Below are 17,346 nucleotides of genomic sequence, written 5' to 3'. Positions count from 1 at the left end.
AAAGAAGAAGTATTTAATGATGAATGGTAATATTGTTATATAATGATTTATTAGAGAATAAAGTGCTACAAAACAATTAGAAAAGTAAGTATAAGGTAGTGGTCAATTGTAATACAATTGCCCTACCTTTTTTTATTTGGTCCCGTTGAATTATCATTTTTACAACCTCAAATAGATCGTAATTCCACTTAACATAAGATAGTTTTCAAAAGGTTACTGTATATCAGTCTTAAAACGAGTCGTTTAATCATTTGTTTCATTGATAAAAACAATTGTTGCATTATCCTTAAGCACTTGGGAATACATTTGATGATATAAAATAATAAAGAATACAAAATTATGGGATTAACAAAAGCAATGAAAATATTCGACAGTTGGGTGCCATTGATCTTAGTGGTCATTGGTTTTTTAATGTCGAGTAACCAATATGTTCTTGCTCAAGATGGAACAGTTTCAGGAACAGTAATCGATGGTTCGGGTATGCCACTTGCTGGAGCATCGGTTTTGGAAAAGGGCACTACAAATGGTACACAAACCGACTTTGATGGTAACTATTCCATTGGGAATGTAAGTGATGGAATTTTAGTTTTTAGTTACATTGGTTTTAAATCTAAAGAGGTCGCTATTTCTGGGCAATCCATTATTGATGTAGTGCTGGAGGAGGATGCAAGTCAATTAGATGAGGTGGTTGTAATTGGATACGGAACACAAAAGAAAAGTGATCTTACAGGAGCTGTTTCACAAGTGGCATCGAAAGATATTGATAAATACACCTATAGCGATGCCTCTCAGGCATTACAGGGTCGTATGGCGGGTGTCAGTGTTCAAACCCAAGGTGGTTCCCCTGGGGCAAGTGCAGTTATAGCCATTAGAGGTACGGGTACGATGTCAGATGCAGGACCGTTATATGTAATCGACGGTATGTTGACCGGAGGAATGGAGTCGCTTAACCCATCGGATATTGAATCGATATCGGTTCTTAAAGATGCTTCTGCAAGTGCCATTTACGGTTCAAGGGCCGCTAACGGTGTTGTAATCATCACAACTAAAAAAGGTAAACGAGGCGGACTTAGCGTAGATTTTGATACAAGTTATGGTTTTCAAAGTGTAATCAATACTCTTGATTGGGCCGATGCAAGTCAATATGCCGAAATATCAAATAGGGCAGACGACAATGACGGTTCAGCAAGAAAGCCTGCTAACGATACTGAATTTGATCCCTCATATTCAAGCGACCTGTATAAGGAATCGCTGAGATCCGCAGCCGTTCAAAATACCAATATAAGATTGGCAGGCGGTGGGGAGAATACGCTGTTCAGCTTTTCGATGAACTATTTTGACCAAGATGGTATAGTAAAATATTCCGATTTTAAAAGATATACGGCAAGGGCTAATGGAAGTTTTACCAAAAACAAGTTTAAATTGGAAACAACCTTGGGACTAACACGAACCGTAAACAATCCGAACCCTTATTTTAATAAAGAGCGAAATATTTTGCCCACTATAAGATTGAAGGATTCCAATGGTGACTGGAGCTCATCGGATCTGGAGGAAAGAGGAATTGATGCTTCTCCTGGTTCGTTCTATGGCCAATCGTCTATCTATAATGAATTAGGGATGGCTGCTTTGGAAGATCGTACGGTCACCAGAAATACTTTTTTAGGAAACCTGTCTCCTTCTTATGAGATTATCGATGGCCTTACTTACAAGTTAAATTTAGGTCTGGAATACTACAACAACAATAATTACACCTTTACCCCAAACCATCCCGTTTTTTTAGCAACAGGGGTGTCAAGTGGTATGGCTGAATTGAATGAAACCAACGTAACGTACCAATCATGGTTATTGGAAAATACCTTGAACTACCAAAAAGTATTTGGAAATCACTCTATCAATCTACTTGGTGGGTACACCGAGCAAGAGACCAATTCAAGGTCTTTAGGAGTAATTGCCAGAGGTTTTCCTTCCAATGATATTAGGGTGGCGTCCGCTGCTTTGGAAATTCAGAATGTACCTTCTGAGGATATCACTTCCACCATTCAATCATATTTTGCTAGGTTAAACTATGTGTTCGATGATCGTTACCTTCTTACGGCCACGGTTCGTAGAGATGGGTCCTCTTTGTTTACTGATGATTTGCGATGGGGAACTTTTCCTTCTATGGCCTTGGGCTGGAACGTAAGCAACGAGAAATTTATGGAAGACGATTCCTTGATCTCTGATTTAAAGTTACGGGTCAGTTATGGAGAAATAGGTTCAAACAATGTTTCTGCCTACGCGATCGATCCATCATTGAACTTATTTAGCGAGTACATTTTGGGTGAGGCACAGACCAGGGTTACGGGTTATTCCATCACGCAGGGTGTAAATCAAAACATTACCTGGGAAACCACAAAAACCACTGATATTGGTGCCGAACTGGGTATTTTGGACAATAGGTTGAGGTTTACAATGGACTATTTTATTAAAAAATCTGAAGATGTATTGGTGGGTCTTAGACTACCCTTGTACACCGGGTTTGGTAATGAGGTTCCCTTTAATACAGCCAGTGTAGAGAATAAGGGTTTTGAATTTTTAGCCGACTATAAAGAGCAGTTGTCCGACGATTTTGTATTAGGGGTTTCTGCCAATTTCTCATTGCTTGATAATGAGGTAACTGCGTTGGGCGATGCTTCCCCGATTATTCAAGGGTCGTTTACATCAAATACAATTAACAGTACCAGAACCGACGTTGGTCAACCTATATCTTCTTTTTATGGGTATATCGTGGACGGAATCTACCAAACGGATGCCGAGGCTACTGCTGCCAACGATCAAGTTGGTAATCCAAGCGCCGGAGATTTTAAGTTTAAAGATTTAGATGGCGATGGTGATATAGACGATGATGATCGTACCTATATAGGAAACCCTACGCCAGACCTTGAATATGGATTTAACCTAACGGCGGAATACAAAAAGTTTGACCTTAACCTCTTTTTCAACGGTGTTGCGGGCAATGAAATTCTAAACGGAACAAAGTATAGAGGCTATTTTGACTTGGAAGGTAACTATTTTGCAGACGCCTTAAATGCTTGGTCACCAACTAATACTTCTACTAATATCCCTAAGAATACCAGAGCAGATTTAGGGTTCAATAGAAGGATGTCTACTTTTTACCTAGAGCCTGGTGATTACTTCAGGCTTCGCAATGCCCAGTTGGGTTATTCGTTCAACGATGCACTACTTGAAAAAATGAAAATCAAAAAAATGAGATTGTATGTATCGGCAACTAATCTGTTTACCATTACCAATTATACTGGTTATTATCCAGAGGTAGGAAGAAACAGTAGGGGAGCTACAGGAAACAACAGTATTTTCAATTCAGGGGTAGACGAAGGTACATATCCAACACCGAGGGAGTTTAGACTAGGATTACAAGTATCATTTTAAACAAAAAAAAGTTAAGCTATGTACACAATAAAAATATCAAAAAGGGTATTGATCGTCTTTATCGGGATGTTGTTCTACACGATTAGCTGTAGTGATGACATTCTTGATCAGACCAACCCAAATGTAATTACCCCAAATTCATTTTGGAATACCGAGGAAGATGCAGAAAAGGGAATCATCGGTGCATATAGTCCATTTACCAATATTTGGTACTATACTAGATTTGAGATTTTCACATCAGATTATAGAGATGATGTCGTAAACGGGTTCAATACTTCAGAACGTACCGCTGTAGGTTATTTCAGTGGTACATCAGAAAGTAATGCCACATTTTGGGTGTGGAGTGCTATGTACCAATGCGTTACTAGGGCAAACGAGGTGTTGTTCAATGTTCCGAACATAGAAATGGATGCCGATTACAAAGACAATATTTTAGGTGAAGCCTATTTTATTAGGGCATTCAACTATTTCAATTTGGTCAATAACTGGTTAAATGTTCCATTGATTACAACGCCAATTTCTGAAATTGAGCAACCGAATCTTATAGAGCAGGCAGATCCTGCAGAAGTTTGGGCCTTAATTGAATCTGATTTGAAGAATGCGCAAGCGTTATTGCCAGATTCTTGGTCAGCTGACGATGTTGGAAGGGTAACGAGTGGTGCGGCAACAGGAATGTTGGGAAAAGTTTTCTTGTATCAAGAGAAATACGCCGAGGCAAAGGCAGAATTTGAAAAGGTTATGGATGGACGCTACCAATTGGCAGAGGATTATACCCATAACTTTACCGAGGCTTATGAGAATAATGTGGAATCCTTATTCGAAATTCAGTTGATTTCTGATGGAAATTCCGGGTGGGGCGCTGATGCTCCGGGAGTTGGGAAAGGAGCTGCTTTCCAACCCGATTTGGCTCCTAAAGGTTTTACCAATCAAGATGGAATGCGAATCAACGAATGGGTTTTAGATTTGTACAATGATGAAACTACGGTCAACGGAGAAATGGATCCTAGGGCTTTCGCGACCTTGTTTTTTAACTCAAATGATTCAACAGAATATAGAGGTAGGTATTTAAAATCAAGAACTTATGGTAATAAAACCTACGCCGAAGCCTTATCTGAAGATGGTACCGATATTTTTGCCAATAAATATTTGGATTGGGAATATAACGGTTTTACAGAATCTCAACAGCTAGGCTGGTACGGATCGGGAAACAATGTTAGAATTCTAAGATATGCAGATATTCTACTCATGTTCGCAGAGGCAGAGTTTATGCTCAACGGTTCTTCTCAAGCCGCGTTAGATGCCATAAACCAAGTTAGGGAAAGGGCTGATATGCCCCCGCATGCAAGTATTACCATGCAAGATATTGAAGATGAAAGGGTAAAAGAATTGTCTCTTGAACGTACTCGATATTTTGACCTTTTACGCTGGGACAGAGTTGTTGAACGAATCGTAAATAATCCCGAATTAAAATCGGAAAGTGCTGGTACTAGTGCCTATAAAGCAGGTAGAGAGTATATTGCAATCCCACAAAATGAGATTGATGGTAACCCCAATTTTAAACAAAATCCGGGGTATTAAAGAAAGTTTAGTTATGGCGGCCAAGGGTCGCCATTTCTATTATTAACCTTAAACTTCCCGTATATTATATATTTATCATTAAAAAATAAAAGCTCAATACATATCAAAATGAAAAAAGTCTTTAAAATTTTAATGTTTGCATTGGTGCTTTCATCTTTGGCCTGTAACGAAAAATCGACAGATGGTAAAGAAGAAAAAAAACAGCCAAATATCATCTTCATTATGGCAGATGACCATACTACCCAAGGTTTGGGCGTTTATGGAAGTAGACTGGCATCTTTGAATCCGACTCCGACATTAGATAAGTTGGCAAATGAGGGTATGTTGATGGAAAATGTTTTTGTAAACAATTCTATTTGTGTACCAAGTAGGGCAGCTATAATATCTGGGCAAAGAGCGCAAACAAACGGTGTGCTAGATTTGGAAGGTGCCTTACCGCCAGCTAAGCAATACTTGCCGAAAGAGATGAAAAAATTGGGCTACGAAACTGCAATTATCGGTAAGTGGCATTTACATGATGAACCTGCGGAATTTGACTACTACAAGGTGCTTCCGGTTCAAGGCAAATATTTTAATCCCGATTTTAGGGTTCGTGGAGAGCAAGAATGGCCTAACAATGTAGTGCAAACAGAAGGGCATTCAACTGATGTTATTACGGATAATACCATAGATTGGTTAGATAAGGGAAGGGACAAATCAAAGCCCTTCTTTTTAATGCATCATTATAAAGCACCTCATGATGATTTTGAAAATGCTCCGCGTTATGATGATTATTTGTCAGATACCTTTATTCCAGAACCTGAGAGTTTATATGATAATAAAAACAATGGCTCGGTAGCTACTAGAGGTATTAACGATTCGCTTACGCGTATTATTGGTTCATCGGTTTCTAGACGAAATTTAATTCGTAATCAAGCCATGAATATTTATACCGATAGCTCTATTTACAAGCAGTATAGAGATCAAAATACAATTGGGACAGATGAGCATAAAAAATGGCAGTTAACACCAGAGGAAAAAGAGATAACCTCAAAGGTATATCAAGATTATTTAAAACGCTATTTGCGTTGTGTTAAAGGGGTAGATGACAATGTAAAAAGGTTGATTACATATTTGGAGGAAAATGATTTGTTAGAGAACACGATTATTGTGTACACCGGTGATCAAGGTTTTATGTTGGGGGAACATGATTATATCGATAAAAGGTGGATGTACGATGAATCTATGCGTATGCCTTTCTTTGTTCGTTATCCTGAGAAAATTAAAGCAGGTACACGTTCAGATGCTATGATTAATAATACCGATTTTGCTCCTACACTTATTGAACTAGCAGGTGGTAGCGCACCAGATTATATGCAAGGCAATAGTTTTAAATCAATTTTGGAAACAGGTGAGGAACCAGAAGACTGGCCGCAATCTACCTATTATCGTTATTGGATGCATTTGGCGCACAGACATCAGAATCCGGCACATTTCGGACTAAGAACCAAAGATTATAAGTTGATATTCTTTTACGGTAGGTATTGGGTAGATACAGACGACGCCAACGCTGAATATAATAAAGCAAGCTGGGGTAATGATTTTACCAATAACACACCAGTTGCTTGGGAGTTCTATGATTTAAAGAACGATCCCAAAGAAATGAACAATGCTTACAATGACCCTAAGTATAAAGAGGTAATAGCTAATTTAAAAGAAGAATTGGTGAAGGTGCGAGAAGAATTGGACGAAACCGATAAAAATTATCCGCACATACAAAAGGTCATAGACAAGCATTGGAATGATTAAATAAATATTTCATCATCTTAAAAATACATTGCACTGGCTACTGAACCTTATAAAATGGTACAGTAGCTAGTTTTGTTTTTAGAGGTTTTGGGAAGAAAAAAATAAAATAATTTCAATAGAGTTGAACTAGTTCAACTTTTTTGTGCTATTGGTTTTTAATTTTTGTGAAATACTACTTATAAACACAAAACTATGTTGACCGAACAAATCAAAAAATATGGACTCATGCTGTTCATTGCAGTAATATCGATACAGTTAAATGCACAAAATCCGTTTGATATAAGTCACGACCAAGCTATGAAAGCCTTGGAAATAGCAAAGCAAAAAGCGGAGTCTATGAATGTTTTGGTAAATATTGCTGTGGTAGATGCCGGTGCAAATCTAAAATCATTTCTTAGAATGGACGACTCTTTTTTAGGTAGTATAGATGTAGCCATCAAGAAAGCCAAGACTGCACGTTATTTTGATATTGATACGGGCGAGTTGGGTGAATTAACACAGCCTGGCGGTATCATTTATAATATTGAACATAGTAATGGCGGACTTATGACTTTTCCGGGTGGAGTGCCCATAAAGAATAAGAACGGTAAGATAATTGGTGCCATTGGCGTTAGCGGCGGTACCATAGAAGAAGATAGAATTATTGCAAATGCTGGTGCAGCATCAATTTTAACCAAAAACTAGAACACAATGAAAATTCATATGAAAGCCGCATTGGTCACGGTAATACTGTTACTAAGTACATTGACCATAGCACAAGATTTAACTGATCCAATGTTATATCGAAAAGATTTTAAAGATATATCAGGGAAGAATACGGTGTCCATTACTAGCTACGAAAAAAACGGAAAGCATTTTGTGTATGCCGGTGGTGTAGGTAATGTAGATGTGTTTCAAATTGATGCAGAAGGTATTTTAACTCCGGTAAGCAATCACGAATTGTACAAACAAAAAGGTCCGGCAAGGGGTATGGTGGCCAATCATATTAACGGTACCGACTTTCTTTTTATTGCAAACAAATATGGTAACGTAATAGAGACCTTTAAAATTGAGGACAATGGTTCGCTTAAACAAGTTGCGTTGGTTGAAGATACATCAGAAACACATTTAGGGGTTGCCATTACTTTGCAGGTGGTTCACATGAAAAATGCATCCTACTTGTTCATAGGAGGTCTAGAAGAGACTCCGGGGTTGAGTAGTTTTAAAATTCACGACAATGGAGAACTGACCCATGTGCAATCTATAAAAGATACCGATGAGTTGCATACAGATGGTATTATTGGTATGTTCATTCATGAGGTAAAGGGTAAAACATATTTATATACCAGTGGTTTTCAAGATAATGGTGTAAGTAGCTTTAGAATTAATGAGGATGGTACATTTAAAAATGTGAACAACATTGATGATAATACCACAGATCGCTATCTAACAGGCGCTTACCCTGTTACCGGAGCTACTATTGGCGATAACCATTATGTAGTGGTAGGGCATAGGCATCATAAGTATTACGAACAAAACGGATTCATCAAGAATACGGATTTCTATTATCATGGTGATGGCGTAAGTGTATTTAAGGTGAATAGAAAAGGTGCGTTGGTTCCGCATTTTGTTTTAAAGGACGATGAAACTACCAAATTACAAGGGCAGACCCGTATAGAAGTAGTTTCGGTGACCGAAGATTCTGCCATATTTGCCGTAGGTACTCGAGACGACGCAAGCATTCAGTTATTAAGATTGGATGCTGAGGGACAATTGAGTCCGTTAAATTATTTGGAGACAGGCTTTCCTATCTATTACGGTTTACGCGCATTGGAAATAGACGGTAAAAATTTATTAGTGGCCGGTTCTATGAGTTTTGAATTAAACAAGGTGGCCAGTTATGAGATTGCGCCAAAAATAGAACGCGAAGGTAAAATGTTGCGACATATCGTAAACTTAAAATATACTGAAGATGCTACCGAAAAGCAGGTAGACGAGGCAGTACAGACTTTTTTGAATTTAAAGAATACCATACCGGAAATCGTGGATATAGAATGGGGAAAAAACGATAGCACCGAAGGTCATAGTGATGGATTTACGCATACTTTTGTCATAACTTTTAATGATGAACATGGCAGGGAAAAATACTTGTTCCATAAAACACATCTAAATCTGGTCAAGAAAGTCGGACCTATCATTGGCGGTGTTTTAGTAACGGACTTCTGGACGGATAAAGAGTAATAAAGAAACTGAACGAAAAAAGAAAATGGAAAATTTAAGAGATAAAACAGCGCTAATAACCGGGGGTGGAAGAGGTTTGGGTAAAGCATCAGCTGTTGCTTTGGCACAAGAAGGCGTTTCTATTGCTATAACAGGTAGAAATGAGGCAAACTTAATGACAACGGTAGCGGAATTGCAAGAATTGGGTATAAAAGCTATGTACGCTGTCTTTGATGTTGGCAATTACGATTCGGTAAAAGAAGGGATAAAAAGTATTATGGATACCATGGGTCATATAGATATTTTGGTCAATAATGCTGGTATTGCAGGTGTAGGCTCATTTTTAGAAATGCCGGTAAGCGAGTGGGAACAAATGATACAGACCAATCTTATGGGCATGTATTATGTGACCAAAGAAGTGTTGCCGCAAATGGTAGAACGTAGTAGCGGTGATATTGTCAATATCGCTTCTACGGCGGGTCTAAACGGAAACCCTAATGTGTCAGCTTATTCCGCCTCTAAGTTTGCGGTTGTAGGTATGTCAGAGTCCCTTATGAAAGAAGTGCGCAAACATAATATTAGGGTAATTACCATGACGCCAAGTACCATAGAATCAGACATGACCATTGGTCTAGGATTTGCTAAAAAAGGCAGTGAAGAAAATACATTACAGCCCAGTGATTTTGCCGAGCTTATTGTATCAGGATTAAAATTACCTCGAAGGGCAATGCTCAAATCAGCAGCATTGTGGTCCACCAATCCTTAAATTATAAAAAAAGCTACTCGAACGAGTAGCTTTTTTTAGATGGTTATAATTGAAATATCTGTTCTAATGCGATCCACTTTTCTCCTTTTTCAGCCCAAGGAAGTTCTTGTTGAAATTTCCACATTAGTTTTTCCCACTCTTGTACTTTAGGGTTTGTGGCATCCATTTTAGCTTTTTTAATAGGGTCAAATGTTACATCAACCTCCATAATCATGAACATTCTATTACCGGTCAGGTAAATCTGCATATCTATAATTCCGGCATCTTTAATACTCTTGGTAATCTCTGGCCAGGCATTTCCCTTTGCATGGTAATCTTTATACTCCGCTATTAAATCGGGATTATCTTTTAAATCGCATGAAAAACAAAGTCTCTTTGAACTACTCATAAATTAGCAAATTAGTTGGTGTGATATTTTTTATAAACCGTTCTACCGTAAAAGGCAACTACACCAAGGCAGATTAGCGATAGTATAAACGAAAAGCGCATTTCTGTTACGCCCAGTATAATTACATCTTCATAGCCCACACCACCTAAATCTAGCATATAGCCTTGTAAATAGGGTAGTAGTGCACCACCAACAATGGCCATTACCAAAAAGGCGGCGCCAAATTTTGCATCTTCTCCTTGTCCTTCTAAAGCAATACCATAGATAGTTGGAAACATGATGGACATAAATAATGAAGTAGCCACTAAGGAATAGATACCTAACATACCGGGCAAGAATATTGCTCCAAGTAAAGTCAGCATTCCGCCAAAACCAAAAAGCATTAATAATTTACCCGAATCTATTTTAGCCATTAGAGCCGTACCTATTGTTCTACCAACGAGAAAAACAACGTAACCTGCCAGTCCGTACCAAACGGCAGATTTTGCATCTATGCCCAAGGTTTCGGCATATTGGTATACATAGGTCCAACACATAATTTGGGCGCCTACATAAAATGCCTGCGTAACCACCCCAAAAGCAAATTTTGGTTGTTTCCATAAACGTTTAACCGAATCTTTAAAATCAACCTTGGCTTCTTGATGTTTGTTTTGTGGCATTTTAACCACACTGATTAACACGAAAAAAACAAGGACTACAATCCCTAAAAGCACATACGGATTTCTGATAATTTCTAGGTCAGATGTTCTAATGGCCGCCTTTGCACTTTCTGATAAGGTATCGTAAATAGGTGTCCCGTCTGCCGTAGTATCATCAGATTGTAAAGCGCCCAATACAAAATTCTGAGCCACCAATAAGCCTAAAATAGAACCCATTGGATTAAACATTTGTGCAAAGTTCAATCGTCTTGTTGCTGTTTCTTCGGCACCCATAGAAAGAATGTAGGGGTTAGAAGTTGTTTCTAAAAAAGCCAACCCGAAGGTAAGTACATATAATGCCGATAAGAAAAACGGATAGCTTTCATAAGCTGCTGCCGGGTAAAATAATAAGGCTCCCACGGCATAAAGAGCCAATCCCAAAAGCACCCCTTTTTTATAAGAGTATTTGTTTACAAATAAAGCTGCGGGTATGGCCATGGTAAAATAACCGCCATAAAATGCCAATTGTACCAAAGATGCTTGTGTATTGGTGAGTTCCAGTACTTTTTGAAAACCGCGTACCATCGGGTTGGTCATGTCATTTGCCAAGCCCCACAAAGCAAATAGCGAAGTAATCAAGATAAAAGGCACCAAAACAGATTTGGAAACTACGGGTATTTTTTCAGATGAATTCATATAGTGTGGTTGGTTAAGGTGAATTTATTTTTCGGACAATAAAGAACGATCCAGATGTACGTAACCGCCATCAACGGTTATAAATTGCCCAGTGGTGTGCGATGACCTTTCGGAAATTGCGAATAATACGGCGTCTGATATTTCAAGCGGAGAAGTCATTCTGTTTTCTAACGGTATATTCTTAACGATAGATTGTAATTTCTCATCTCCGTTATCTAAACTATTGATCCAATTTTCATAGGCGGGCGTCCAGCTTTCGGCAATGATCAATGCGTTGGATCGTATGCCAAACGGAATCAAATCTACCGCCCATTCACGCGTTAAACCTAATACACCACCTTTTGAGGCAGCATAGCCAGAAGTACTGCCCTGTCCTGTAAGTGCAACTTTCGAACCTACATTTAAAATGTTACCTTTTGCTTTTTTAAGATAGGGCAAACAAAATTTGGTCATGGCAAAAAAGCTCACCAAATTTAATTGTAACGAACGCATAAATTTTTCAATGCTATCGTCTAAACTCACTGTATCGTTTACGCCTACATTATTAATCAAGGCATCTATTTTACCATATTTATCACCAATGATTTTGGCAGCTTTTTCTATTTGGGCAACATCGGTCAAATCGGTCTTTACAAAAATGCTGTCCACACCTTTGTCCTGTAGTTCTTTTTCATATTCGAATCCTCGGTCATTTCTACATACTATTACCGGTATAGCGCCTTCTTTGGCTAATTCTTCTACAATGGTTTGCCCAATACTTCCTCTTAAGCCTGCAGCGCCTGTTATAACTACTATTTTATCTTTTAGTCTTAAATCCATACTTTATAAATTATAAAATTCCACCGCGTTGTTACCCATTATTTTAGCCTTTTCATCGGTGCTAAAATTTGTAATATAATCGGTGATCAGTTCTTTTACTTGAGCGTAACTACCAGCAACTAAACACACCGGCCAGTCCGAGCCAAATAAACATCTATCAGCTCCAAAAGAGGCTAAAACAAGATCTAGATATTTCTTAATATCTACAGGCTTCCAATTGTTATAGTCGGCTTCCGTTATCATGCCCGATAATTTGCAATACACATTTTCGTGTGATGCTATTTCTTTCATCAATGTTGCCCATCCATCATAAAAACCATCTTTTATATAGGGTTTTGCTATATGGTCAATCACAAATTTTTGATTTGGAAATTGCTTTACAAACTCTAAAGTTGCCCCAAGTTGATGCGGAAATATTAATATGTCGTAGGTGTAGCCATATTGCTCTAGCCGTTTAATTCCGTTTAAAAAAGGTTTTCTCAATAAGAAGTTTGTGTCGGGTTCGCCTTGTACCACATGCCTAAATCCTTTGACAATTGTATTGTTACTAAACTTTTCCAAATCCTTTTCAATGGTAGAAGCACGAAGATCTACCCAACCAACAACGCCTTTTATAAAGTCATTTTCTGATGCTAAATCAATTAAAAAATTGGTTTCTTCTATGGTTTGGTCCGCTTGTACGGCAACACATCCATCAATCTTATTTATCTTTAATTCGGTAATAAGATCTCTTGGCATAAAATCTCTTCTAATAACAGCCATGTCATCATCTATCCAAGCATGCTTTTTAGGTTCATACTGCCAAAAATGTTGATGTGCATCTATCGTCATAGTCAGTTTGTCTTTTGTTATTTTTGGTTTACTAGGCGCACGGCTTCTTCAAATCCGTACTGTTCTATATTGCGGAGGTTATTGGTAATGTTGCTCGTTAATCCTGATATTTGGTTGAGGTCTTCATTCCATATATCGGCATTGCCCAATATTTGGGAGGTCAATGTATTTAGATTAATATTATTTTCTCTGAATTGCAGCCAGGTGTTGGAGAAGAATTCAAGTATTGAAGACTTATCGTTTAGGTCTATCTTTTCATTATCAAAACTCCCTTCATAAAAGCGTAGCAAGGCACTTAATGCAAATGTGATGTTTGCAGGAAGACTTCCTTTTATTTCTAGGTAATCTTTTAATGTAGGAAGTAAACGTGTTACAAATTTTGAGGTACTGTTCAATGAAATACTAATCAATTTGTGTTCTAAAGCAGGGTTTTTAAACCTGGTAAGTACATCATTGGCAAATTGTTGTTTGTAATCTTGTGGAAAATCTAAAGTAGTAAGCACCTCGTTCATCAATACACCTTTAATGAAATTAACAACTAAAGCATTGTTCATGGCGTCTTTAACTAAGCGTTCCCCTAAAAGGTATGCAACGGGTACCATTGAGGTATGTGCACCATTTAGAATGCGAACCTTTAAGTTTCTGTACGAAGCTAGATCGGATACTAATTCAATATTTAAATCGGTATCCTGAAACGGAAATTCAGCTAAAATATCTTCTGGCCCTTCTAGTAACCAACTATGATATAATTCACCGGCAACAGCAAGTTTATCCGTATAGCCAACCTTGGCTTCTATCTCTTCAATTTTATCTTTAGGATACCCGGAAACTATACGGTCTACCAAGGTATTATAGAATATACATGACTTAGAAATCCAGTTTTTAAATGCATCGCCCAAAGACCAATGATCTGCATATTGTAGAATGCATTGTTTTAAGGTTTCCCCATTTTTTTCGATAAGCTCAACCGGTAAAAGCATACAACCTTTGTCCGTATCACCCTTAAAATGCTCAAATCGATGAAAAAGCCAAACCGTCAGCTTTGCAGGAAACTCTTTTGGCGGATGGTTATCAAAGCCATCATCGGTATTAAAAACAATTCCTGCTTCCGTAGTGTTCGAAATAATAAAACGAAGATCAGGAAGCTCGGCAAGTGCTAAATAGGCTTCCCATTCTGAATAGGGATTTACTACTTCTTGAATGCAGTCGACCACCGTTAAATCTTGTACAAAAGTATCGTTCGCATAACCTTCAAGGTTTACGGAAAACAATCCGTCTTGTGATTTAAGTTCTTGGTAGTCACCACGTTCTGTGGGTTTAATTACAGCAATACCTGCATAAAATTCTGTGGTGCTGTTTATTTTTTGAATACTGATATCTACAAAGGCTCTTAAAAAATTACCACCACCAAATTGCATTACTTTGATCGGTAGTGATTTACGGTTTTTAATTGCGTTGTTGTTTAATAAATTCATAAGTTTTTTATAGTGATATTCCTCTTTTCCAAGGTATAAAATCGTCTTGTCCTAATCGTACCGCATTGGGTACCTTCTCTCCGCTGGCCACTGCTATTATATACTCCAGTAACTCTTCTCCCTTACTTTCTATGGTAGCAGAAGCCTCAACAATACCACCGGTATTAAAGTCTATTATGTCTGCCATACGCTCACTTAATGTGGTATTGCTCGCTATTTTAATGGTAGGGGCAATAGGGTTTCCGGTGGGTGTACCCAAACCTGTAGTAAAGCAAATTATATTACAACCAGACCCTGCAAGTCCCGTTGTACTTTCAACATCATTACCTGGTGTACACAGTAAATTCAAGCCTTTTTTAGTTACCGGTTCTGTATAATCGAGAACATCGGTAATAATTGAGGTTCCTCCTTTTTTAGCAGCTCCGGCGGACTTCATTGCGTCAGTAATGAGTCCGTCTTTTATATTACCTGGAGACGGATTATTCTCAAATCCTGAACCCACTTCCTCAGCACGTTTGGCATAGGTTTGCATTAACCCTGCAAATTTCTCTGCATTTTCTTTGGTTTGGCACCTATTTAAAAGTTCTTGTTCTACACCGTTCAGTTCTGGAAATTCTGCAAGTACTGTTGATGCACCCAGAGCAACTAACATATCTGAAACATGCCCCAAGGCAGGGTTGGCAGATATACCTGAAAACCCGTCTGAACCACCACATTCCAAGCCGAGGGTTAGTTTGCTAAGTGGTGCTTTGCTACGTTTGGTGTTGTTGGCTTCTATTAAACCTAAAAAGGTTTGTTTAACGGCGTCTTCTATAAAATGTTTTTCACTTTTACTTTGCTGCTGCTCAAGAATTACCAAGGGTTTAGAAAACTGAGCATCCCTTTTTTTAATGGCATCTTCTAGTATAGGAATCTGAGCGTTTTGACAGCCAAGACTTAATACGGTAGCACCGGCTACATTTGGGTTGGTAATATAACCCGCTAACAGATTGCAAAGCGTATCGCTATCTTGCCTTATACCTCCACAACCGCCATCATGGGTTAAAAATTTAATACCATCTACATTTGGAAAAACCTGCTCATCGGCATTGGGTATTTCAGGTTTTATAATAGTACTCTGTAAAATAGTTTCTTTACTAGCTTGATTTTTATAATGTGCAACCAAGGTTTCCGTAGAAATAATATCGGCGGAAGAGGTTTTATAGCCCAATGGTTTTAATAGGGCGGTTTTTAATACTTCTACATTCCTATTCTCGCAAAAAACCAAAGGGATCACCAACCAATAATTAGAAGTACCTACACTGCCATCTTTTCTATGGTAGCCCATAAAGGTTCGGTCTTTAAAATTATCGATATCTGGCGGTGTAAAATTCCAATGTTGGTCTGCTACTTGATAGCTGGCCGCTGCATGAACCAAATTCTCAGTAGTAATAGCCTCCCCAATTTGAATGGGAACAAGAGCTTTACCAACAATAGAACCGTACATATATACCAAAGCATCTTTCTTAATAGAAGATAGGGCAAACTTATGTTTGGCCTTTACCTTTTTTGTAATAGGAATGGTAACATTATTATGAATTATTTGCGTGCCTTCTGGTATATCTTGTAAGGCAACAAGTATATTATCTTTTGGATGAATGTGTAAAAATCTGTTATCCATAAATTCGTTTACAAGCGTTTGTGAAATAATACCAAATTAGTTGCATTCTATTTCATATCAAATTTAGAAAGTGACCATCGCTTTAATCACCCCGGTTTCAGGTTTTAACCAAGAATCAAAATTGGCAATCATTTCTGTGTAAGGTACGGTATGCGTAACAAAAGAAGCTATGGGAAACTGGTCAATAACATGGATTATATATTCAAAATCTGCCAAGGTTGCATTTCTACTACACATAATGGTAGATTCTTTTGCGTGTATTGCCGGGTGGTTAAAGGTTAAATCTCCTTTTGACAATCCGACCAATACATATCGCCCCCCATGTGCCATATAATTTGGTCCGCTTTCCAAGGCAAATTTATTACCGGAGGCATCGAAAACAGCTGTGGCCAAATCGTTATTGGTGATTTTATTCACTTTTGCGACCGCATCTTCATCAGCTTTTACAATAAAGTCTACACCGATTTTTTCTTTGGCATAATCTAAACGTTGTTGATTGACATCAATGGCAATTACTTTGGCACCTTGTAATTGTGCCAATTTCATAATTCCGATCCCAATAGGACCACAACCAATAACCGCAACCGTTTCTCCTTTTGTAATTTGTGCTCTTCGTAATGCATGCGCACCAATTGCCAAGGGTTCTACAATTGCCATTTGTTCAAGGCTCAGGTTGTTTGCCGGTAACAATAAATCTATGGGTACCGTTATAATCTCTTGCATACCACCATCGGTATGCACACCTAAAACCTTAATATTGGTACAACAATTTGTCTTACCTGTTTTACAGGCAACACAGTTATTACAACTTACATAAGGCATAACAACTACCTTGTCACCCTTTTTAAGACCTTTTTCATTAGATCCTATTTCAATTATTTCAGCAGCCAATTCATGACCTAAAATACGGGGGTATTTAAAAAATGCTTGATTTCCGCCATACGCATGTAGATCGGTACCACAAATACCTACTCTCTTAATTTTGAGTGTAGCTTCATTTGGATTAGGTACTGGCGCTTCTTTATCTTTTAGTGTAAATGTTCCAGGCTTTTCGCAAGTAATATATTTCATTCTCGTAA

13 protein-coding genes are annotated in these 17,346 nt (G+C 38.1%); 6 read left to right on the top strand and 7 right to left on the bottom strand.

The window, feature by feature from the left end:
- The first annotated feature begins 339 nt into the window (after positions 1-339).
- The 6 genes from EXIGUO8A_RS01200 (at position 340) to EXIGUO8A_RS01175 (ending at position 9,760) form a co-directional block, all read left to right on the top strand.
- Positions 340-3,429, top strand: coding sequence for a SusC/RagA family TonB-linked outer membrane protein (locus EXIGUO8A_RS01200; RefSeq protein ID WP_236564408.1), 3,090 nt, complete (start codon positions 340-342; stop codon positions 3,427-3,429).
- An 18-nt stretch (positions 3,430-3,447) separates the two neighbouring features.
- A complete protein-coding gene (locus EXIGUO8A_RS01195; protein WP_159301630.1) occupies positions 3,448-5,007 on the top strand; it encodes a RagB/SusD family nutrient uptake outer membrane protein in 1,560 nt (519 codons plus the stop codon).
- 108 nt (positions 5,008-5,115) lie between these two features.
- A complete protein-coding gene (locus tag EXIGUO8A_RS01190; protein ID WP_159301629.1) occupies positions 5,116-6,795 on the top strand; it encodes a sulfatase family protein in 1,680 nt (559 codons plus the stop codon).
- A gap of 225 nt (positions 6,796-7,020) precedes the next feature.
- Complete coding sequence (locus EXIGUO8A_RS01185; RefSeq protein ID WP_236564525.1) at positions 7,021-7,479, top strand: GlcG/HbpS family heme-binding protein; 459 nt, start codon at positions 7,021-7,023, stop codon at positions 7,477-7,479.
- A gap of 6 nt (positions 7,480-7,485) precedes the next feature.
- Complete coding sequence (locus tag EXIGUO8A_RS01180) at positions 7,486-9,015, top strand: Dabb family protein (protein WP_159301627.1); 1,530 nt, start codon at positions 7,486-7,488, stop codon at positions 9,013-9,015.
- Positions 9,016-9,040: 25 nt separating this feature from the next.
- On the top strand, positions 9,041-9,760 hold the full coding sequence (locus EXIGUO8A_RS01175; protein WP_116769635.1) for a 3-ketoacyl-ACP reductase: 720 nt from the start codon (positions 9,041-9,043) through the stop codon (positions 9,758-9,760).
- Between the two features lie 43 nt (positions 9,761-9,803).
- Here the strand turns inward: EXIGUO8A_RS01175 and EXIGUO8A_RS01170 are convergent, their stop codons facing one another.
- From EXIGUO8A_RS01170 to EXIGUO8A_RS01140, 7 genes are all read right to left on the bottom strand, one after another.
- Positions 9,804-10,148, bottom strand: coding sequence for an L-rhamnose mutarotase (locus EXIGUO8A_RS01170; protein WP_159301626.1), 345 nt, complete (start codon positions 10,146-10,148; stop codon positions 9,804-9,806).
- An 11-nt stretch (positions 10,149-10,159) separates the two neighbouring features.
- Complete coding sequence (gene fucP, locus EXIGUO8A_RS01165) at positions 10,160-11,482, bottom strand: L-fucose:H+ symporter permease (protein ID WP_159301625.1); 1,323 nt, start codon at positions 11,480-11,482, stop codon at positions 10,160-10,162.
- A 24-nt stretch (positions 11,483-11,506) separates the two neighbouring features.
- Complete coding sequence (locus EXIGUO8A_RS01160; protein WP_159301624.1) at positions 11,507-12,301, bottom strand: SDR family oxidoreductase; 795 nt, start codon at positions 12,299-12,301, stop codon at positions 11,507-11,509.
- Positions 12,302-12,304: 3 nt separating this feature from the next.
- A complete protein-coding gene (locus EXIGUO8A_RS01155) occupies positions 12,305-13,132 on the bottom strand; it encodes an amidohydrolase family protein (RefSeq protein WP_159301623.1) in 828 nt (275 codons plus the stop codon).
- A gap of 17 nt (positions 13,133-13,149) precedes the next feature.
- Complete coding sequence (locus EXIGUO8A_RS01150; protein WP_159301622.1) at positions 13,150-14,607, bottom strand: tagaturonate reductase; 1,458 nt, start codon at positions 14,605-14,607, stop codon at positions 13,150-13,152.
- A 7-nt stretch (positions 14,608-14,614) separates the two neighbouring features.
- A complete protein-coding gene (locus EXIGUO8A_RS01145; RefSeq protein ID WP_159301621.1) occupies positions 14,615-16,267 on the bottom strand; it encodes a UxaA family hydrolase in 1,653 nt (550 codons plus the stop codon).
- 63 nt (positions 16,268-16,330) lie between these two features.
- Complete coding sequence (locus EXIGUO8A_RS01140; RefSeq protein ID WP_159301620.1) at positions 16,331-17,338, bottom strand: zinc-binding alcohol dehydrogenase family protein; 1,008 nt, start codon at positions 17,336-17,338, stop codon at positions 16,331-16,333.
- Between the last annotated feature and the right edge of the window lie 8 nt (positions 17,339-17,346).

The organism is Maribacter litoralis (assembly GCF_902506355.1).
Taxonomy (GTDB): domain Bacteria; phylum Bacteroidota; class Bacteroidia; order Flavobacteriales; family Flavobacteriaceae; genus Maribacter; species Maribacter litoralis.
This window is presented reverse-complemented; position numbering and strand designations above follow the sequence as displayed.